Source organism: Phocaeicola vulgatus ATCC 8482 (genome assembly GCF_000012825.1).
Taxonomy (GTDB): domain Bacteria; phylum Bacteroidota; class Bacteroidia; order Bacteroidales; family Bacteroidaceae; genus Phocaeicola; species Phocaeicola vulgatus.
The window spans coordinates 2934598-2956944 of sequence record NC_009614.1; the positions used below are offsets into that span (position 1 = coordinate 2934598).

The following is a 22347-nucleotide window of genomic DNA, read 5'->3' on the forward strand; positions in this document are numbered from 1 at the left end:
TTGTCCCCATCTTAAAAAAAGATATGGATATTTCGGAATTGCAACGTATTTATGCCGGTCATCCTAACACTAAGGGACTGGCTGCGTTATTGGAAGATTCCTCAGTGAGGACTATTTTCCTGGGAGGATTACATGCTTCTGCGGCAGCTTTATTTGTTTCCTCCTTTCTTAGAGAGAATAAACAGACATTTGTATTTGTACTGGGTGACTTGGAGGAAGCGGGTTACTTTTATCATGACCTGACACAGGTGAACGGTGATGAGCATATTTTGTTCTTTCCATCCTCGTATCGTCGGGCTGTTAAATATGGGCAGAAAGATGCAGCCAATGAGATCCTGCGTACGGAAGTGCTGAGCCGTTTACAGAAAGGCGATCCGCTATGTGTGGTGACTTATCCCGAAGCGTTGGCGGAGAAAGTGGTATCACAAGAAGTACTGATGGACAAGACGTTAAAACTTGGTGTGGGTGAGCATGTGGACACAGAGTTTATCACGGAAGTGCTGGCCGGTTACGGATTCGAGCATGTAGATTATGTTTATGAACCGGGGCAATATGCTGTACGCGGTAGTATTATTGACGTCTTCTCTTTTGCTTCCGAGTATCCTTACCGTATTGACTTTTTTGGTGACGAGGTAGACAGCATCCGTACTTTTGAAGTGGAAAACCAGCTTTCGAAAGAGAAGAAACAGAGCATTGCCATCGTGCCCGAGCTGACGAATGCCGCCGACAAGAGCGGGGTGTCTTTCTTTGAATTCATTCCTCGGGAAACAGTTCTGGCAATGAAAGACTTTCTTTGGGTACGTGAAAGAATACAGGTAGTACGGGAAGAGGCACTCTCTCCTCAGGCGCTTGCCGCATACGAGGGAGAGAAGACGGAACTGATGAATTTGGAACTGAAGCTGATAGACGGGGCGGAATTTACAGTACGGGCTTTGGATTTCAAACGGATTGAATTTGGTAACAAACCTACAGGAACTCCACAGGCAACGTTGGCTTTCGATACGACGGTCCAGCCTATTTTTCATAAGAATTTTGATTTGGTAAGCACTTCATTCACTGATTATCAGAAACGAGGTTACACCTTATATATATGTACCGATAGTGAGAAGCAGGCAAAGCGTCTGAAAGATATCTTTGAGGAGCGTGGTGATCATATCACGTTCATTCCGGTCAACAAGACTTTACATGAGGGCTTTACAGATAATGTATTGAAAAGCTGCTTTTTTACAGACCATCAGATTTTTGACCGTTTCCATAAATACAATCTTCGTAGTGACAAGGCGCGTAGCGGTAAGGTGGCATTGACCTTAAAAGAGTTGAGCCAGTTTGAGCCGGGTGACTTTGTGGTACATATAGATCATGGTGTAGGCCGTTTTGGCGGTTTGGTACGCATTCCGAATGGAAATACTACCCAGGAAGTGATTAAACTTATTTATCAGAATGAGGATGTGGTATTTGTTTCCATTCATTCCCTGCATAAAATATCCAAGTATAAAGGGAAGGAGGGAGAAACTCCCCGCCTGAACAAATTGGGGACCGGTGCGTGGGAAAAAATGAAAGAGCGTACCAAGAGCAAAATCAAAGATATAGCCCGTGACCTGATCAGACTGTATTCGCAACGTAAACAGGAAAAAGGATTCTCGTATAGTCCCGACAGTTTTATGCAACATGAATTGGAGGCGAGCTTTATTTATGAGGATACCCCCGACCAGTTGAAGGCGACTCAGGATGCCAAAGCCGATATGGAGAGCGACCGTCCTATGGACCGTCTGGTGTGTGGTGATGTGGGGTTCGGAAAGACTGAAGTGGCTATTCGTGCTGCTTTCAAGGCTGTGGCTGATAACAAACAGGTGGCTGTGCTGGTTCCCACTACGGTGCTGGCCTATCAGCACTTTCAGACTTTCAGCGAACGGTTGAAAGATTTTCCATGCAAAGTTGATTATTTGAGCCGTGCCCGCAGTGCAAAAGATGTTTCCAGAATAGTGAAGGAACTGGCGGATGGAAAAATAAATATTTTGGTCGGTACACATAAAATCATCGGTAAAAGCGTTAAGTTCAAAGATTTAGGATTGCTGATCATTGATGAGGAACAGAAGTTCGGAGTTAGTGTGAAAGAGAAGTTGCGTCAGATGAAAGTGAATGTGGATACACTTACTATGACCGCTACCCCCATCCCCCGTACTTTACAGTTCTCGTTAATGGGCGCCCGTGATCTTTCTGTCATTCAGACTCCGCCTCCCAACCGTTATCCCATTCAGACAGAGGTGCATACCTTTAATGAAGATATCATAACGGAAGCGATCAATTTTGAAATGAGCCGTAACGGACAGGTGTTCTTTGTCAATAACCGCATACAGAATCTGGTAGAATTGGAAGCCATGATCAAGCGGAATATACCCGATTGCCGTGTCTGCATAGGTCATGGACAGATGGAGCCCGAAAAGCTGGAGAAGATTATTTTCGACTTTGTGAACTATGATTATGATGTGCTGCTGGCAACCACCATTATCGAGAGTGGTATTGATATACCGAATGCCAATACGATTATCATCAACCAGGCGCAGAATTTTGGATTGAGTGATTTGCACCAGATGCGTGGACGTGTGGGAAGAAGCAATAAAAAAGCATTCTGTTATTTGTTGGCGCCTCCATTGACTTCACTGACTCCCGAGGCAAAGCGCCGTCTTCAAGCCATTGAGAATTTCAGTGATTTGGGCAGCGGTATCCATATAGCCATGCAGGATTTGGATATCCGTGGAGCAGGAAATATGCTGGGGGCGGAGCAGAGTGGCTTCATTGCCGATTTGGGTTATGAAACTTATCAGAAGATACTGGCCGAAGCGGTGAAAGAGTTGAAAGAGGATGAGTTTGCCGATCTTTACGCAGAGGAGTTGCAGGCAGCGGGAGAAGAGAAAATCAGTGGCGAGAACTTTGTGGATGAATGTCAGGTGGAAAGTGATTTGGAATTGCTTTTCCCCAATGAGTATATCCCCAGCAGCAGCGAACGTATGTTGCTTTATCGTGAACTGGACGGATTGGAATTGGATAAGGACCTGCTCGCTTTCAAGGCACGGTTGGAGGACCGTTTCGGAAAGGTTCCTCCCGAAGGGCTGGAACTTCTGCGTATCGTACCTTTGCGCAGATTGGCTAAACGGTTGGGGGTGGAAAAAGTATTCTTGAAAGCCGGACGAATGACTTTGTTCTTTATCAGTAATCAGGAAAGTCCTTATTATCAAAGTGCGGCTTTTGGCAAGGTGATTGATTACATGAGCAAGAATCCGCGTTACTGCAATTTGCGTGAGCAGAACGGCAAGCGTAGTATGGTAGTCAAGAATGTGGAAACGGTAGAGACTGCGGTAGGTATTCTGCAGGAGATGGTGAGTTTGTGATAAAAGATGTCTGTATTGGCAGAAACCGGCATTGCCGTAGAGTAAGCAGGATATGTTAACGTAAAATTGAATATTAACTAAATAAACAGCTGATTTTTAATTAATTGTTTAACGGAATTGAATTTGGGGTGTTTTATATTAAAAAATAATATAAGACACTCCTTTTTCTTTTAACTTATCTATATTTTTACTATCTTACTTCCAGTTTAAAAGCGGACACTGAGATTTTTACTCACATATTGTCTAATTTAAAAAACACTTGTTATGGAAGTGAAAAAAGCACGAAGAGCCGACCTTGAAAAGGGTAAGTCCCGTTGGCTGTTCATGGGTCTCATTGTGACGCTGTCGTTTATGTTTGTTTCGTTCGAATGGACTGAACGTAATGTAACTTACGCGATCAGTGATTTAGTCAGTGACCCGGATTTCTTTGAAGAATTAGTTCCTGTAACCTATAATCAGGATAAACCTCTGCCGCCACCGCCTCCACCGGCTGCCGTCAACCCGGAAGAGCTCAATATAGTGGATAATAACTCGACGGAAACAGAAACCGATATTGCAGCTTCAGACCCTACGGATGCTCCGGTAATTATACCGACCCCTATTGAAGTACCCGAAGAAGTAGTGGATGAAAATGTGGAATTTGTGGTGGTGGAAGAGATGCCGGTATTTCGTAACGGTAATGCTGATTTGATGAGGTATCTGAGTGAAAACATCAAATATCCTACCGTCAGTGCCGAGCAGGGAGTTCAAGGAAGGGTAGTGGTGCAGTTCGTTGTGGGTGTTCATGGAGAGATCCTGAATCCGGTAGTGGTGAAGAGTGTGGATCCGTATCTGGACAAGGAAGCAATCCGCGTGATCAGTTCCATGCCAAAATGGAAGCCCGGCAAGCAAAGAGGAAAAGCAGTGAGGGTGAAATACACTGTTCCTGTAGTCTTCAGACTGCAAAGTTAAGATTTAATTAGTATGGATGGAGGAAGCGTAATCTCAGAAGAGGACGCTTCCTCTTTTTTTATCGAGGAATAAATAGGGGATATTTATGAAAACATGTAAGAAAAAAGGGAGTGAAAGGAAATAGTTAGTAATAAAATGCTTGCTATCTTATTATATTTGTTACCTTTGTGGGTCTTATAATATGAAAAACAATGAAAATAACAATTCTACAGAGAAATATAGAATGGGCCAATCCACAGGCCAATATAGCAAGGGCGGACGAAGCGATAAGCTGTCTGCCGGATGCTGATCTGTTTGTTTTACCCGAAATGTTTTCCACCGGTTTTTGTACGCAACCCGAAGGAATTGCGGAGAGCACCGACAGTGAAACCCTGCACTGGATGAAGCGTAAGGCAGCCGAGCGGAATTGTGCTATTGCAGGCAGTGTAGCTGTATGTGAGAATGGAAACTATTATAATCGTTTTTACTTTGTCCATCCGGACGGAGCCGTGCAGCATTATGATAAGAAACATTTGTTCACCTTTGGGGGCGAACACAAGCGTTTCACTGCCGGCACAGAGCGTGTGGTGGTGAACTTCCGTGGGGTACGTATTCTTTTGGAGGTATGTTATGACCTCCGTTTCCCTGTTTGGTCACGCAACCTGGGGGATTACGACATGATACTTTATGTGGCAAGCTGGCCCACTCCCCGTGTGGATGCCTGGAGCGCTCTGCTTCGGGCGCGGGCTATTGAGAACCAGTGCTATGTGGCCGGAGTGAACCGCATGGGAACTGATCCTACCTGTGAATATTCGGGTGGCAGCGCCATCATCGATCCCTACGGAAAAACGATAGCCGAATGTCCGTGGAGCAGGGAAAGTGCGGTATCGGCTGATATAGATATGGAGGCATTGCAGGCTTTCAGGAAGAAATTCCCGGTATTGGATGATGCAGACCCTTTTACATTGATATGAAACAATTAACAAAATAATAGATAATGGCTGAAAAGAAATTATTGTTGGGCGATGAGGCAATTGCCCTCGGAGCGATACATGCCGGCATATCGGGTGTATATGCCTATCCGGGTACACCGTCCACTGAAATCACAGAGTTTATCCAGAATAATCGTTTGGCAAAGGAAAGAAAATTGCACAGCACTTGGTGTACCAATGAAAAAACGGCCATGGAGGCTGCATTGGGTATGTCATACGCAGGAAAACGTGCTTTGGTATGTATGAAACATGTAGGCATGAACGTGGCTGCCGATGCGTTTGTCAATTCTGCCATAACCGGCGTGAACGGTGGTCTGGTGGTGCTGGCTGCCGATGACCCTTCCATGCACTCGTCACAGAACGAGCAGGATTCACGTTTTTATGGAAAATTTGCTATGATTCCCATGCTGGAACCGTCTTCCCAACAAGAAGCATACGATATGATGGATTACGCATATACACTCTCGGAAAAACTGAAGTTGCCGGTGCTGATGCGTGTGGTTACCCGTCTGGCACATTCGCGTGCCGGTGTGGAAGTAGCCGATATCCGTGAGGAAAATCAGTTGAATCCTGACCATGAACGTGCCCACTGGGTATTGCTGCCGGGTAATGCGCGTAAACAATATCTGGATCTAGTGAAAAAGCAGGAGAAGCTGGAAGAAGCTTCCTCCAAATCTCCTTATAATTATCTGGAAGGGTTGAATCCCGAATATGATTATGAATTCGGAGTGATAGCCTGTGGTATCGGTTATAATTATGTGAAGGAGGCGGATACGGACAGTTGCCATATTCCGGTATTGAAAGTTTCGCAGTATCCGTTGCCGGCTGAAGAAATCAGGACGATGGCAGACCGCTGCGGATATGTTCTGGTAGTGGAAGATGGCCAGCCGTTTGTGGAAGAGCAGGTAAAAGCGATACTTTCCTCGGACTATGAGGTAAAGGGACGCTTGACGGAAACTTTGCCGCGTACCGGTGAATTGACTCCGGATAATGTGGGCGAGGCGATCGGATGGGGAATCAAACGTCCGTTTGGTAAGTCTCAGGTGGTGATGCCGCGTCCGCCTGCATTGTGTCAGGGATGTGGTCATCGGGATGTGTATGATGCATTGAACAAGGTGGCTGCGGAATATCCGGATGCACGCATTTTCGGTGATATCGGTTGCTATACATTAGGTGCGTTGCCCCCGTTCCGTGCTATCGACAGTTGTGTGGATATGGGTGCTTCCATAACCATGGCCAAAGGTGCTTCCGATGCAGGGGTATTTCCGGCCATTGCTGTTATCGGTGACTCTACTTTCACTCATTCCGGTATGACCGGTCTGCTGGATGCGGTGAATGACCGTGCCAATATTACGGTGGTGATTTCGGATAACCTGACTACTGCCATGACCGGTGGACAGGATTCTGCCGGTACGAACAAATTCGAGGCGATCTGCCTGGGATTAGGGGTAGAACCCGAACATGTGCGTGTGGTGGTTCCATTACCGAAGAATATGGAAGAAATCACCCGTACCATTCGTGAGGAAATAGAATATAAAGGGGTGTCTGTCATTATTCCGCGCAGAGAGTGTATCCAGACATTGAATCGTAAACTAAGACAGAAAAAAGCAGATAAGGCATGAGAAAAGATATCATACTTTCGGGCGTAGGAGGACAGGGTATCCTGACTATCGCTACTATTATAGGAGAAGCTGCTACGGCAGAAGGCATCAATTTGAAGCAGGCCGAGGTACACGGTATGAGCCAGCGCGGAGGAGATGTGCAGTCCAATCTGCGTTTGTCCGACGAAACGATTTATTCGGATCTGATCGCTCAGGGTGAGGCGGATCTGATTATTTCCATGGAACCGATGGAGGCGTTGCGTTATCTGCCTTACTTGCAGGAAGAAGGTTGGGTGATTACTTCCGCTAATCCTTTCAAGAACATTCCCGACTATCCTGAAGAAGTGGATCTGATGAGGGCTTTGGAGAGTCTTCCGCATGTGGTGAAGTTGGAAATAGAGGATATGGCAAAAGAAAACAGTATGCCTAAATGCGCGAATGTGATTCTGCTGGGCATGGCTGCGAAGTATATTGAAATCGTATCACCGGAACAGTTGCGCGAAAGCATAGGGCGTGTGTTTGCTGCAAAAGGTGAGAAGATTGTTGAAATGAATCAGAAGGCTTTTGATATAGGATTGAATGCGGTAAAGAACTGGTAATGCCATGAAGATATTTAGTGAAGAATTAGTGGAGAAGGCGGTGAAGGAACTGCACATCGCCAATCTTGCACAGGCTACTATCGGTGATGTGTTGTTGGTAGCCCAGTATCTGGAAAAGGAAACGGGGATTCCTTTTATCCGCATGGATCAGGGATCTCCTGGTCTTGCCGCCAATCAGATAGGGATTGAAGCGGAGAAAGCTGCTTTGGACAGGGGAGTCGGATCGCAATATCCGGCTGCCGCAGGAGTGCCCGAGTTGAAAAAGGAGGCTTCCCGTTTTGTAAAAGCTTTCTTGAATCTGGATATCTCTCCGCGCGCTTGTGTGCCTACCACCGGGTCGGTGGCGGGTTCATTCGGCTCGTTCATAGCCTGTACGCAGCGTATTCCGGGGAAAGACAAGGTATTGTTCATTGATCCCGGATTTCCTATTCAGAAATCCCAGCTTCGCATTATCGGCGTGGAGTGGGAAGAGTTTGATATCTATCATTATCGTGGACAGGCCTTGCGTGAGAAATTGGAAAGTTTCCTGAGTAAAGGCGATATAGCAGCGATTATCTATTCTAATCCGAATAATCCGGCATGGATTTGTCTGGAAGAGGAGGAGTTGCAGATAATCGGTGAACTGGCAACCCGGTATGATGTGATTGTCATGGAAGATCTGGCTTATTTCTGCATGGATTTCCGTCGGGATATGGGGCATCCTTTCGAACCGCCTTATCCGCCCACTGTGGCAAGATATACGGATAATTATATCCTGATGCTTTCTTCTTCCAAGATATTCAGTTATGCCGGACAGCGTATGGCATTGGCATGTATCAGCGACAAACTGTTCGACCGCCAGTTCCCTGCCTTGGCAGAACGGTATAAAGATGCAGGGGTGTTCGGTCCTACGCTGATTGCTTCCATTCTTTATATGATTACTTCGGGATGTACGGCTTCCACTCAGTATGCATACGCTGAAATGCTTCGTCTGTCTACCGAAGGTAAAATCAATTTTGTGGAAGATACCCGCGAATATGCCCGTCGTGCGGAACGCATGAAGAAAATATTTACCGACAATGGTTTCCATATCGTATATGACTATGATGCTACCCAGGTGGTGGGAGATGGTTTCTTCTTTACCATTGGTTACGGAAATATGACAGGGGGTGAATTGCTCCGGGAGTTATTGTATTATGGGGTAAGCAGCATCTCGCTTTCTACTACCGGCAGCGAGCAGGAAGGTGTCCGCGCCTGTACGTCACGGATGCGCGATGAACTTTATCCGGTGATGGAGGAACGCATGAGAGCTTTTCATGAAGATCATTGAAAATAATGTGCTAATAGGATAATGTGCCGATTGCCATACAGTGGGTTTGTGTGCCAGTACATTGGCAGATTAGCACATTGAAAAATTATTTATTATGATTTGGAATAAAAATAAAGAGTGCATGAGTCGGGACGAGATGAGCGCTCTGCAGGGAAAACGTCTGAACAAGTTGGTGAACTTGGTTTATCATAATGTTCCTTTTTATCGTAACAAGATGCAGGAGATGGATTTGTCTCCGGATGATATCCAGACTATCGAAGATATCGTAAAACTTCCTTTTACTACCAAGCAGGATTTACGTGATAATTATCCATATGGTCTTCAGGCTGCTCCTGCTTCGGAAATTGTACGTGTGCACGCTTCTTCGGGAACAACCGGGAATCCTACCATTGTGGGATATACGCGTCGTGACTTGTCTGTATGGTCCGAAGTGATGTCACGTTGTCTTTCAGCATACGGGGTTACCCGTAATGATACCTTTTCTGTCAGTTATGGCTATGGCTTGTTTACAGGCGGGTTGGGCGCACATTATGGGGTGGAGAATCTGGGGGCGACTGTTATCCCGGCTTCTACAGGAAATACGGAAAAGCATGTCCGTCTGATTCGCGACTTGGGTATAACGGGGATTGCCTGTACTCCTTCATACGCTCTTTATCTGGCAGAAGTGGTGGAACGTATGGGATTGACCAAGAATGATATCAATCTCCGTATCGGAGCTTTCGGAGCCGAGCCATGGACGGAAAGTATGCGTAAGGAGATAGAAGAGCGGCTGGGATTGAAAGGGTATAATATTTATGGATTAAGTGAGATTATGGGACCCGGTGTTTCCTACGAATGTCAGGAGCAACATGGTTCGCATATCAATGAGGATCATTTTTATCCTGAAATCATTAATCCTGAAACGCTGGAACGTCTTCCGGATGGAGAAGTGGGAGAATTGGTGTTTACTACCTTGACAAAGGAGGGGATGCCGTTATTGCGTTATCGTACGAAGGACTTGACTTCCCTGATGGAGGGTGAATGTCCGTGTGGAAGAACCAATATCCGTATGTCGGGTATTGTAGGCCGTAGTGACGATATGCTTATTATCCGTGGCATCAATGTTTTCCCTTCTCAGGTGGAAAGTGTTATTTTGGATATGCCTCAGTTTGAACCTCAGTATATGCTGGTGGTGGATAGGAAGAATAATCTCGACTCTTTGCAAGTACAAGTGGAAGTCCGCAAAGACTTCTTCTCGGATGATATGGGAAGTATGCTTGCCATGAAGAAAGCGTTGAGCGACAAACTGAAAAGTGTCCTTTCCATCAGTGCCGAAGTGAAGCTGATGGAACCTAATAGCATTGCCCGTAGTGAAGGTAAGAGTAAACGTGTGATAGACAATCGGATTTTAAAATAAAAAAGTATGCGATATGACAATCAAGCAATTATCTGTTTTTCTGGAAAACAAAACCGGAAGAATAAATGACGTAACCAAGACATTGGCAAAGTATGATATCAATATGCATGCGTTCAGCATGGCGGAATCTACTGATTTCGGTATACTTCGCCTGATTGTTTCGGATGTGGAAAAAGCGGTGGAAGTACTTCGTGCCGAGAATTTTGCCGTGATGCTGACCGATGTGGTATGTATCAGTTGCCCGAATGTGGCAGGTTCTTTGGCTAAAGTTTTGGACTATCTGGCAGCAGAGAATATCTTTATTGAATATATGTATGCTTTTGCTCAAGGAGATACGGCACATGTGGTTATCCGTCCGTCTAATGTGGAGAGATGTGTGGAGATATTGAATAAATTCAATTGTAATGTTTTGACTAAGAACAGTCTGTAATGAATTTGACTTTGTGGGTATGAATGCATCACAAGTCTTTTTACCACAGGTTACTTGGGCTCACACGGGTGTTTAAGCTGAAAACTTTAAGATTGAACCTGTGCGAATCCGGGTAATCTGTGGCTGTTTTGATGGAACAGTCTATCAATAGCAAAACCTGTTTGTTGGAGAATGCAGAATGTTATGAGCGTTCTTTGACAATGGGACACTCGAACCGATAAAAAATACCGAAGTATTGTACATGATTACATTGGATAATTTTGAGGACTTTGTTCCCTATAAAATATGGATGCGTGGGGAAGAGTATTATGAAACAGACGCTGTTTCCGAATTGGAAGAAATCTCACCCGGTGAATGGACTGCGACTGTAGAAGGAACAGACGATTATAATGTGGAGATATCTATGGATGGAAACGAGATAGAATCCTGGTACTGTGATTGTCCGTATGATGGAGAAATCTGCAAACATGTTGTAGCGACATTGTTGGCAATTCGCGACAATAGAAAAAAGGCGGGTAATAGTATTTTCTCGAAGATGAAAATCAAAGCGGAGGAAGCCCCTGTTTTAGAGGAAATAAAAGAAGTGGGTAAGCAGCCTTGTCCGTCTTTGGTAGACATACAGCAACTGTTGTCTTTCATTGATCCGCAGGAACTCTCGAAATTTATCTGTGAGTATGCTTCAACGAATCTGGAATTTAAAACGGCACTTTCAAATCATTTCATAGCTAAGGAGTTATCTTTGTCATCAAAGGGAAAAGATTACAGAATTGAAATTCAAAAAGTTTTTAAAGGATCTGGTTACCATAAAAGGTCTCGTTATCACAATCGTTATGATAATTACGACCGTGACTGGAAAACTATTTTCAATCAGATGGACACTTTTTTGGAGAAAGCGGATTTCTTTTTGAATTTGGAAGCTATGGATAATTCTATTGCCATAGCTCTTCAAGTACTTCGTTCCATCGGTGAAAACTATGATGATGAACTTTTGTATGATGATGGTATTTCTTCTTCTGACTATTGTGAACAGGCAGGAGATTTGCTCCTGAAAGTGATTGAACATCCTAAAACCACTCAGGCACAAAAGATGGAGATACTTCAGGGCTTGCGTGAGATTGCTGAAATATCTATTTTTCGTGAATATGATCTTTATGATGTAGACGAATTGATGATGCAGATCAATCTTTCGATTCAACCGGCAGAAAAAGCGTTGGAATTGATTGATGAACTTCTTGAAGTAAGAAAGGGAACCTGTGATATCTATCAGTTAGTCATTCGTAAGGTCAATCTGTTGTTAGAACAGAATGAAGAACAAAAGGCGGATGATACGATTCGTCAATATCTTTATCTGACTGAAATACGAAGAATGGAGGTTGATAAATTGATTGCCCGTTGCCAATATGATGAAGCCATTTGTTTGCTGAATGACGGAATAGAAATAGCGGAAAGAGAAATGCATTCTGGCACTGTGGGTGAATGGCTGAAAATGAAATTGGATATTTATGAAATAACCCATAGGGTTTCTGAGGTAATTGATACATGTCGTCTGTTGTTTGTGGTGGGTAGTGATAAATTGATATATTACAGCAAACTTAAAACTCTGGTACCGAAAGAACAATGGAAAAGTTTTCTGGATAGGATGATGAAAGAAGCCGAGTTAAGTGACTATTTTTCTTTTGTCGGAAATGATAAGGCTGAAATTTATGTGAAAGAAAAGGATAATGACAGCTTGTTCTCTTTGCTGTCGTCAGTCCGATACAATCAGTTGGAAGCATTGATGAAATATGCCCATTATTTGAAGGACACTCATTCTGAGAAATTGATTGCTATATATACTTCTTTATTGAATGATTATGCTGAACGGAATCTGGGACGGGAGCATTATGAATTTATAGCACGGGTATTATCCTGCATACGTAAACTAAACGGTGGACAGGCTGTTGTGAAAAGCTTGGTGGCAGAGTTCCGGATAAAATACAAACGTCGTCCGGCAATGATGGAAGTGTTGGGGAAGTTTTAAAAATAGTTTATCAGAATCTTTTTTAAAATTAGAAAGCCGCCTCCTCCGAAGCGGCTTTCCGTTTTTCTATCAGAACAAACTCCAAGCAACTGTCAGTCCGGCCATTACAATGGCGACCATACTCATCAGTTTAATCAGAATGTTCAAACTGGGTCCGGATGTATCTTTAAACGGATCACCTACTGTGTCACCGGTAACCGTTGCTTTGTGTACTTCGCTTCCTTTACCTCCGAAATTACCTTCTTCTATAAATTTTTTCGCATTATCCCATGCGCCTCCCGCATTGGCCATAAAAATGGCAAGAACGAAGCCCGAGGACAAACCACCTATCAGCAGACCGATAACACCGGGAACACCAAAAATCAGTCCGGTAGCGATAGGGGCAATGATAGCCAGTAGAGAGGGGAATACCATTTCACGTTGTGCTCCTTTGGTGGATATTTGTACGCAACGGGCATAGTCGGGTTCTGCCTCTCCTGTCAGAATCCCTTTTATTTCACGGAACTGGCGACGCACCTCCTCTACCATGTGAGCGGCTGCTCGGCCTACGGCGTTCATGGTCAGACCGCAGAACAGGAATGCCATCATACTGCCCAAAAACATGCCGCTTAGCACTTTGGGGTTCATCAGGGTTACATCGTAATAAAGCATATAGTCAGTGAAACTGGCGTTATGAACATCTACGGTAATGCCGTTTGGTAATTCCAGAATGGTTTGCCCCAACCGGGTTAATCCGATACGGATTTCTTCTACATAGGATGCCAGCAGGGCCAGGCCGGTCAGAGCTGCGGAGCCGATGGCAAAACCTTTGCCTGTAGCGGCAGTCGTGTTACCTAACGAGTCGAGGGCGTCAGTACGTTTGCGTACTTCTTTGCCCAGTCCGCTCATTTCAGCGTTACCGCCGGCATTGTCTGCAATCGGTCCGTAAGCATCGGTAGCCAAGGTGATTCCTAATGTCGAAAGCATACCTACGGCAGCAATACCGATGCCATACAATCCCATGGAAATATTGGCAAAATCAAATCCTGAAGCGAGCCAGTAGGACAAGATGATACCGGTTACTACTGCCAGTACAGGGATGGTGGTGGAAACCATACCTAGTCCGATACCGGAAATGATAACGGTGGCCGGACCGGTCTTTCCACTTTCGGCCAACCGTTGTGTGGGTTTATACGATTGAGAAGTATAATATTCGGTGGAACGGCCGATAACGATACCTACTATTAATCCCACTACCACAGCAAAGGAAATGTTTACCCAATTTTCCAAACCTAATGCCCAGAGGATAAGGAAAGTGGCAACGACAATCAGTACCGAACTTAAATTGGTTCCTGTGGCCAATGATCCGAGTAATTCCTTCATTCCTGCATTTTCTTTAGTACGGACGGCAAAAATACCGATGATAGAGAGAACGATACCCACTGCCGCAATCAGCATAGGTGCGATAACCGCTTTAAACTGCATCACGGTATCATCCGAGCCAATAAAAGCGGCAGCACCTAAAGCGGCGGTAGCTAGAATAGAGCCGCAATAGGATTCGTACAGGTCGGCGCCCATTCCGGCTACGTCACCTACATTGTCTCCCACATTATCGGCAATGGTTGCGGGATTGCGGGGGTCATCTTCCGGAATACCGGCTTCCACTTTACCTACCAGGTCGGCACCTACATCGGCTGCCTTGGTATAGATTCCACCTCCTACACGGGCGAAAAGTGCTTGTGTGCTGGCTCCCATACCAAAGGTAAGCATGGTGGTTGTGATGACACATAATTTAGCAGAAGGGTTCAAGGCGTCTGTGGGAATGCAATAGTCCAATAATATGTACCAGAAAGAAATATCGAGTAGTCCCAAGCCGACAACGACCAACCCCATAACAGCTCCGCTACGGAAAGCTACACGCAGTCCTTTGTTCAGGGAGTGTTGGGCGGCATTGGCGGTACGTGCAGAAGCGTATGTAGCCGTTTTCATTCCTAAAAAGCCGGACAGTCCGGAGAAGAAACCGCCGGTAAGAAAAGCAATGGGCACCCACGGATTTTGTAAGTTGAAGCCGTATGCCATGATAGAAAACAGAATAACTAATCCCAGAAATACCAGCCCTACCACCTTGTATTGTTGTTTCAGATAGGACATGGCGCCCTGGCGCACATAAGAAGCGATTTTCTCCATCGTCGGAGTTCCTTCGCTTTCAAGCATCATTTGTTTGTAGAAATACCATGCAAGTACCAATGCCAAGAGGGAGGCAATGGGCACAATCCAGAATAGATACGTTTCCATACGCAGTATTGATTTAAAAGTTGGTTTTGCCCAAAGATAGCAAAAAATAAATGATATTCAATAGGATAGGTCGTATTTTTATCAATTAATATTTGCGGTGCTTTTCTAATTAAGTTTAGGGGGGAATAAATATCAATATCTGTAACTTGGAACACATGTACCTGTTCCTGTGTTTCGTCAAAACACGATGAAAGGTAAACAAGACGTTAAAAAACAGTTTCACCACAGATCAAATCTGTATAATCTGTGGTGAATTTAAAACTCAGGCTTTGTATTTACCATACAGCTTATCTATCAGATCAGCGCGTCCTATTTTGCGCAATTCATTGATGATAGCACGTCGTTCTTCGGGTTTATACCAGAAAAAGAACATCCGTTGAGCCAGTTTTTCTTTTGGTGTTTTAGCGGAAAATACCGGTTGCAACGTATATGGATGATAACCTGTGTACCAGGTTTCAGTGGCTACGGTCATCGGAGTAGGAGTAAAGTCCTGTACTTGTTCCAGATGGAAATCCAATTTCTTGGTGATCACTGCCAGTTCTGCCATATCTTCTTCTGTACATCCGGGATGGCTGCTTATAAAATAAGGTATAATCTGCTGCCGCATATTCAACTCCTTATTTATTTTGTCGAAAGTCTTTTTGAAGTCATAAAATTGTGAAAACGAAGGTTTCCTCATGATTTGCAGCACTTGGTCGCTGGTATGTTCCGGAGCCACTTTCAAGCGCCCACTGACATGATGGGCTATCAGTTCGCGGGTATATTCAGCTGTACTTCGGTTTACTGCCGGATCTTTGCTTTGATATTGTAACAGGTCATAGCGTACACCGCTTCCGATAAAGCTTTTCTTGATACCGGGAAGTGCGTCTACCGAATGATAAATATCCAATAAGGGGCGATGGTCCGTGTTCAAATTGGGACATACTTTGGGATGGATACATGACGGCCGTTTGCATCGCCGGCAAATTTTCTCATCTTTACCACGCATGGCATACATGTTGGCGCTAGGTCCTCCCAAGTCACTCAGATAGCCTTTGAAATCAGGCATTTCAGTTATGGCTCGCACTTCTCTTAAGATACTCTCTTTACTTCGGCTTACAATAAATTTCCCTTGATGGGCGGAAATGGTACAAAAGGCGCATCCGCCAAAACAACCACGGTGCAGATTGACCGAGAATTTAATCATGTCGAATGCGGGAATGCGTTTTCCTTTATATTTAGGATGAGGCATACGCGTATAGGGCAAATCAAAAGAATGATCCAGTTCGCCTTGGCTCATTGGAGGATAAGGCGGATTGACTACTACTGTTTCATTGCCTGTATCTTGCAAGATGCGGGAGGCTTCGTACTTGTTGCTTTCCTCTTCAATGAAGCGGAAGTTCTCGGCTTGTTTCTTTTTATCTTTCAGGCATGCTTCATGAGAGTGTAGGATGATGTCTGGCTTTTCGTTCACACACTCAATTACAGAGTGCTCGGACGGAACTGATCCTTTCTTACGGATAATATAAGCCGTTTGTGGTATATCGTGGGGAATATCCTTTTGTAAGGGTAGATGGGCTCCGTCCTGACTGTCTTTGCTTTCTTTCGTTCTCTTGCAAAGTTCCGTAATCGGCTTCTCTCCCATTCCATAGATCAATAAATCGGCTCCGGAATCTATCAGAATTGATTTACGCAGGCAGTCCTGCCAGTAGTCATAATGGGTGACACGGCGCAAAGATGCCTCTATACCTCCCAGAATGACAGGTACGTCGGGATAGATTTTCTTTAAAATCTGTGTATAAACGATGCTGGGATATTCGGGACGCATGTCGTGGCGGCCGTCGGGAGTATAAGCATCCTCGCTGCGCAAACGCTTGTTGGCAGTGTATTTGTTTACCATGCTGTCCATACATCCGGCGGACACACCGAAAAAGAGGCGTGGACGTCCCAGCTTCTTAAAATCGCGCAGGTCATCACGCCAGTTGGGTTGAGGCACAATGGCCACTTTCAAACCTTGCGCCTCTAATAATCTTCCAATTACTGCCGGACCAAATGAAGGATGATCTACGTAGGCGTCACCGCTGAACAAGATTACGTCCAGTTCATTCCATCCGCGCATCTCTACTTCTTTCTTGGTTGTCGGCAACCAGTCTGTAAGTTTGTATTCTTTCAATGATAAATACTGTTTTTTTTGTTTTGCTACAGAGAACACAGAGATTGTTTATTATATCTCTTCTTCATCTTTATTTTTCTCTTTCTCCCATTGGATATAAAGCAGAATGAGTTGATGAAGTCCGAAAGCTTTCATGTTATTATGATAAATTACATCGATACAAAGGTCGAGCAGCTCTTTATTGTTTCCTTCCTCGCTGGTTATCAGTGAACGGATATTCAACTTCAGTTTCTCCAGCACCGACTCGTCCACGATACCGTTGCTGTCTATCAGATGCTGGAATAAAGCATATTTCTCAATAGTTTGCAGGTTCTCTTCTGAGATTTCCATGCTGCGTGTGCCGGAGGCATTAGTCTGTATAGTGTACATAGTCGTTTTATTTTAATGGTTTATACGGACAAAGTTAGGCGTTTTTATGAAATAACCTCTTATTTGCCCTTTTATTTTCGTTTAAAAATATCACTTGCTGCCAAAGAAGCCCAGGATGGCACTCATTACCCGTGCTCTTTCCTTCACTCCCTGAATGCTTTCAAAGGGGAAACCCAGGACAAAAGTCCGATATTTGCCTTTATAGGCGATACCGGCACTGTAACTGCCCGGATTATATACAAAAGCGGAGTAAGCAGGGGCTATCGGGGTCAGACAGTCGGGAGCGGGTACGGCGTATGTTTGCTCGTTGATAGTGCGGGGAATACTGAAACGGGTGTTGGCTCCATATATTTCTCCCGAAGTGGAATTTATCATGCTGCCTCCGAAACTATATTTTAATATGTTTTCGGTGAAGTTCAGTGCTGTGGGACTGTTCATGTTGCTTCCTATATACGAGCCGCTGAGCATCAGGTTGCCGCCTCCTTGACAATAGGTTGTGAGCAACTGTTGCAATGTGTGGGAGAAAGGACGCCTGTCGGCTCCGAATATCAGGTCTGTAATGGGGTAATCTGCCAGCCGGACAAAACCATTTTCAACGGCTTCATCACTACACGATACAAAAGAGTATCCTCCGGCTGCCTGGATGGCTTTTCCATGAATGAACGGATAATCGAAAGTATTTCCGGCTATCAACATTCCTTCCAGTTCGCTGCCGCTATATCCCAGCCCGTCTTTAGTCTCCCGTCCTATGCGGCTGCGGTCGAAGCTTTGTTGCGTTCCGCAGAAGGCGGGTGTATTTATATAAGGTATTCCCGGATCCGTATTCAAGTCAAAGCCTTGCAAGAAAGGAGATCCTACGGTAGCAGGTCTGCTTAAACGGTCGAATCCGTTGACTATCAAGATTGTTCCTTTACTTTTCTTTGCCTGATAGGCTGACAGGATTTCGGAAGGAAAACTTTCTCCGCCCTTGTTGACTGCGGTTATTTTGAAACTATATACCAGTCCCGGTTCGGCTTCGAAGGTATATTCAGTACCGCGTACTAACGTTCCATTGTCAAATCCACCATGTCCCAGACGGGTATAGACTATGTATTGTTGAGCTTTGGCAGTCGGTTCCAACGGGTCGTCTACCGCTTGCCAAGTTAGTTGGAAGGTGTTTTTCCTACTTCCGGAGTGAATGGCAAAGTTATTTACCGGTAAAGGTTGGACTACGTAATCCGTCCCATGCATGGTACTCAGGTATTTTAGTATGGATTTGTAAACAGAACGTCCTACGGTAAACTTGAAACGCGGATCGTGCCCCAATTTCAAATCGGCGAAGTTCTGGTGGGAGAGGAGTTCCAGAATCATCGAGGGAACGGCAGGCAGACGGGTTTCGCTGTAATTGCGGTTCCACAGGCTGCGGCGTTGCCACCGGATACCGAATTGGGCGGAGATATCCTGTTGCAGACCGGTCAGTACCATGTCCGCCAAGTCGCGGGAAGCATAACGGGAGATACCGGCGTTCAGTTCACCATTATTATAATCGGTGGTATAGATACCCAGCGTGCCTATTAAATAATCTTCTTTGGAAAAACCTGCATCGCTGTGCACTCCCAAGGTCATTTCAAAAGGAACGCCCAATCCCTTCTCCTTTGGATTGTACACAGAATTTCCGCTGAGATAGTTTATTATCCAGCTGCGGGCGTTTATATCATCGGTATAGTCATTCTTACCTTCGCTGGGACTGTAAACCGAATAAGGAAAACCCGACCATTGTGCGGCATAGCGTGCCCCTTCCAGATAACGGGGCAGGCCGCTGGTTTTTCCACCGCGCGATATGTTTCCCATTCCTCCGCCAAAACGGACGGCATCGGCGCATACCACTCCTTTTTGTCTGCTCTCATTACTTAGTACCACCATACCGTAATCGTTGGTTCCTTTGTCGAATTCAAAAGTGCCCAGATAAACCCAGGTTCCTCCCCCTATTTGTTGGTTGACCAGAAATTCGGTGACACCCCCTTTATGGAAAACCAGATATTTAGCGTCACTCACACTTCCGGGTAAAGTCTGATAAGTCACATAGACGGCATATTTTCCTGTTTCGGGAATATGGGGAATCCATTGTGCAAAGGCTTTTTCCGGTTTTTTCTCGGTGGAGGCAAAGCGGGCTGTACCTTCTTCAAAAGGATTTTGTCCGTCCCGGTAAACCAATCGTTTTTGAGCGAATGCCGGGGTGGGGGCGGTTTTCCATTTACCTTTCCGGCTTTTTATCTCCTGATAGATGCAACCTTGGGGATGGGTATCATTATCCACAATCACCTCATTGCGTTGCCAGTCACGTTCACGAGGGGTATAAACTATGGCTCCCGCATTTTCCAGCATGGGTATAATATAAGGTATGACGAATGATTGGGTGAACAAGTCTTCTGTGGTACAGAACAGGCGGGGACGTTGCCATTCCCAACATCCCTTGTCCTTTTTATAATATTTTCCGTGGCTTTGCCAAAGGGCGATGTGTCTGCCTTCCAGTCCTTTGCTGGCAGTAAAGGGGCGGGAAATATTTTTTACCCATGGATCACCTTTATAATCTGTCCGTTGCCATAAGCGGCTTTTGTCCTGTTTCTTCCTCAGATAGTTGGGAATCAGGTCTTCGATTGATTTGCCATCGGCATAGATGGTTATATCGTAATAATTTACAGGACCGGGTAGGCTTTGTCTAAGTAACCGGTAGATAGCTTCTGTCTTTTCGGGGGTAAACGGTTGGTAGCCGAAGCTGGGGCTGGCATATACATTCAGTCTTTTTTTGTCATGATTTACTTCATAACGGTCTAATTTACATTTACCTATGTTGGCATAAGATGTTTCGTACCGGGTGAAAAAATCTTTTAGACGTTGTTCCACATTACCATCTAACCCTTGTGCCAAAGTGTGTGATATTCCTGCCATTACCAGCAGGAAGGACAAAAATATCTTTTTCATGTTGTTTTCTTCTTTATTTATGGTTGCGAAGTTAGGAATTTTTGTTAGTTTTGTCATTCTAACTAATCTATAATGAACCTAAATGAAACGAATTATCTTTAATTTCTGCTTCGTATGGCTGGCTGTTTCCGCTTTTGCCGGAAGTAAGGTAGTCGAAATGCGAAATTATGGTCTGGTACCGGACACACACGAGAATCTTTCACCCAAATTGCAGAAGGCGTTACAAGACATCAAGTCTCAAGTTGCTTTGGGTGATAAGGTCACCCTGCTTTTTGAATCCGGACGTTACGATTTCCATCCTGAAGGGGCGGCTGTCCGTGAGTATTATATTTCCAATCATGATCAGGACAATCCGAAAACGGTAGGTTTCCCTTTGGAGGATTGGAAGGGGCTGACGGTGGACGGACAGGGTGCCGATTTTATCTTTCATGGACGTATGCTTCCACTTTCTCTGCTTCGTTCAGAGAATTGTACTTTGCGTAATTTCAGCATAGATTTTGAGACTCCTCATATTGCTCAGGTCAAGATATTGGAAAGCGGAGAGGAGGGAATTACTTTTGAACCTGCCGCATGGGTGAAATGCCGTATCAATGAGAAAGGTTTTTTCGAAGCATACGGTGAAGGCTGGTCCAGTGCTCCCCAGGGAGGAATTGCTTTTGAAGAAAAGACAAAGCGTCTGGTATACCGCACCAGTGACTTATGGTGTCCTATGGAAGGGGTGAAAGAAGTTTCTCCACGTGTCTACCATGCTCCTCAATGGAAAGACGCCCGGTTGAAACCGGGGACAGTGGTGGCTCTTCGTACTTATTATCGTCCTGCTCCGGGTATATTCTTGTCCAATGATAAAGACACCCGTTTGCAGAATGTGAAAGTGCATTATGCCGAAGGTATGGGACTGCTGGCCCAGTTATGTGAAAATATCACGTTGGATGAATTCAGCGTTTGCCTTCGTGGCGATAAGGATCCGCGTTACTTTACCACGCAGGCGGATGCTACCCATTTCTCCAGTTGCCGGGGGAAGATTGATTCTCGCAACGGGTTGTATGAAGGAATGATGGATGATGCGATTAATGTACATGGTACTTATTTGAAAATCAAGCAACGCCTTGATGACCATACGGTGATTGCCCGATACATGCATCCGCAAGCATACGGATTCGAATGGGGCGTGAATGGCGATGAAGTACAATTTGTACGTTCCGCCACCATGGAACTGACCGGTGGAAAGAACCGGGTGAAGGAAATCCTGCCCAATGACAAAGATACGGTGAAAGGTGCAAAAGAATATCGTATCACTTTTGCCGAGCCTTTGGATGCGGAGATTACGGATAAAGAAGGTTTCGGCATTGAAAACCTGTCCTGGTGTCCGGAAGTTTATTTTGCGGATAATGTCATTCGTAATAATCGAGCACGCGGTACGCTGTTCAGCACTCCCCTGAAAACGGTGGTAGAGCGTAACCTGTTTGATCATACATCAGGAACAGCCATATTGCTGTGCGGTGATTGTAACGGCTGGTTTGAAACGGGAGCTTGCCGGAATGTGCTGATTCGTAACAATCGTTTTATCAACGCATTGACTAATATGTTCCAGTTTACGGAAGCTGTTATCTCTATTTATCCGGAGATTCCCGATTTGGAGCATCAGAAAAAATATTTCCATGGTGGAAAAGGAGAAAAAGGAGTAGTGATTGAAGATAACTATTTTGAAACCTTTGACCGCCCTGTACTTTTTGCAAAATCCATTGACGGATTGATCTTTAAAAACAATGTGATCCGCCAGAATACGGATTATCCGGCTTTTCATCATAACAAATCCCGTTTCCGCTTGCTTCACACCCGGAATGTGAAGATAGAGAAGAATAATTTTGAGGATGGGGATGAGAGTATAGCAAGAGAATAGATACAAATAACACTGATTATGCGGG

The 22347-nt window shown here is 44.9% G+C and carries 14 protein-coding genes; 10 read left to right on the forward strand and 4 right to left on the reverse strand.

Features of this window, described 5'->3' with window-relative positions:
- Window positions 1-23: 23 nt before the first annotated feature.
- The 9 genes from mfd (at window position 24) to BVU_RS11465 (ending at window position 12666) form a co-directional block, all read left to right on the forward strand.
- A complete protein-coding gene (mfd, locus tag BVU_RS11425; protein ID WP_005848633.1) occupies window positions 24-3389 on the forward strand; it encodes a transcription-repair coupling factor in 3366 nt (1121 codons plus the stop codon).
- Between the two features lie 264 nt (window positions 3390-3653).
- The gene (locus tag BVU_RS11430) at window positions 3654-4340 is read left to right on the forward strand and encodes a TonB family protein (RefSeq protein WP_005848631.1); all 687 of its coding nucleotides are present in this window, start codon (window positions 3654-3656) and stop codon (window positions 4338-4340) included.
- Between the two features lie 191 nt (window positions 4341-4531).
- Window positions 4532-5293 carry an amidohydrolase gene (locus BVU_RS11435; RefSeq protein ID WP_005846110.1) on the forward strand — a complete coding sequence of 254 codons (762 nt, stop codon included), beginning with the start codon at window positions 4532-4534 and terminating at the stop codon, window positions 5291-5293.
- Between the two features lie 23 nt (window positions 5294-5316).
- Complete coding sequence (locus BVU_RS11440; protein WP_011965548.1) at window positions 5317-6933, forward strand: thiamine pyrophosphate-dependent enzyme; 1617 nt, start codon at window positions 5317-5319, stop codon at window positions 6931-6933.
- The gene (locus tag BVU_RS11445) at window positions 6930-7511 is read left to right on the forward strand and encodes an indolepyruvate oxidoreductase subunit beta (protein ID WP_005846114.1); all 582 of its coding nucleotides are present in this window, start codon (window positions 6930-6932) and stop codon (window positions 7509-7511) included. The genes BVU_RS11440 and BVU_RS11445 overlap by 4 nt, the downstream gene beginning before the upstream one ends.
- A gap of 4 nt (window positions 7512-7515) precedes the next feature.
- Entirely contained in the window at window positions 7516-8820 is a 1305-nt protein-coding gene (locus BVU_RS11450) for an aminotransferase class I/II-fold pyridoxal phosphate-dependent enzyme (protein ID WP_005846116.1), read from the forward strand.
- Between the two features lie 94 nt (window positions 8821-8914).
- Window positions 8915-10216: a phenylacetate--CoA ligase family protein gene (locus BVU_RS11455; protein ID WP_005846118.1), complete on the forward strand. Its 1302-nt coding sequence runs from the start codon at window positions 8915-8917 to the stop codon at window positions 10214-10216.
- A gap of 13 nt (window positions 10217-10229) precedes the next feature.
- The gene (locus BVU_RS11460) at window positions 10230-10646 is read left to right on the forward strand and encodes an ACT domain-containing protein (protein ID WP_005846121.1); all 417 of its coding nucleotides are present in this window, start codon (window positions 10230-10232) and stop codon (window positions 10644-10646) included.
- A gap of 241 nt (window positions 10647-10887) precedes the next feature.
- Window positions 10888-12666, forward strand: a complete 1779-nt coding sequence (locus BVU_RS11465) for an SWIM zinc finger family protein (protein WP_032945221.1) — start codon at window positions 10888-10890, stop codon at window positions 12664-12666.
- 69 nt (window positions 12667-12735) lie between these two features.
- On the opposite strand, the gene BVU_RS11470 is transcribed toward BVU_RS11465, so the two are convergent.
- From BVU_RS11470 to BVU_RS11485, 4 genes are all read right to left on the reverse strand, one after another.
- On the reverse strand, window positions 12736-14940 hold the full coding sequence (locus BVU_RS11470) for a sodium-translocating pyrophosphatase (protein ID WP_005846125.1): 2205 nt from the start codon (window positions 14938-14940) through the stop codon (window positions 12736-12738).
- Between the two features lie 262 nt (window positions 14941-15202).
- On the reverse strand, window positions 15203-17092 hold the full coding sequence (locus BVU_RS11475; protein ID WP_011965550.1) for a YgiQ family radical SAM protein: 1890 nt from the start codon (window positions 17090-17092) through the stop codon (window positions 15203-15205).
- A 51-nt stretch (window positions 17093-17143) separates the two neighbouring features.
- Window positions 17144-17461, reverse strand: a complete 318-nt coding sequence (locus tag BVU_RS11480) for a hypothetical protein (protein WP_005846128.1) — start codon at window positions 17459-17461, stop codon at window positions 17144-17146.
- Window positions 17462-17551: 90 nt separating this feature from the next.
- Entirely contained in the window at window positions 17552-20422 is a 2871-nt protein-coding gene (locus BVU_RS11485) for a xanthan lyase (RefSeq protein ID WP_011965551.1), read from the reverse strand.
- Between the two features lie 82 nt (window positions 20423-20504).
- On the opposite strand from BVU_RS11485, the gene glaB reads away from it, so the two are divergent.
- Window positions 20505-22322, forward strand: a complete 1818-nt coding sequence (gene glaB / locus BVU_RS11490) for an alpha-1,3-galactosidase (protein WP_011965552.1) — start codon at window positions 20505-20507, stop codon at window positions 22320-22322.
- The last annotated feature ends 25 nt before the right edge of the window (window positions 22323-22347 follow it).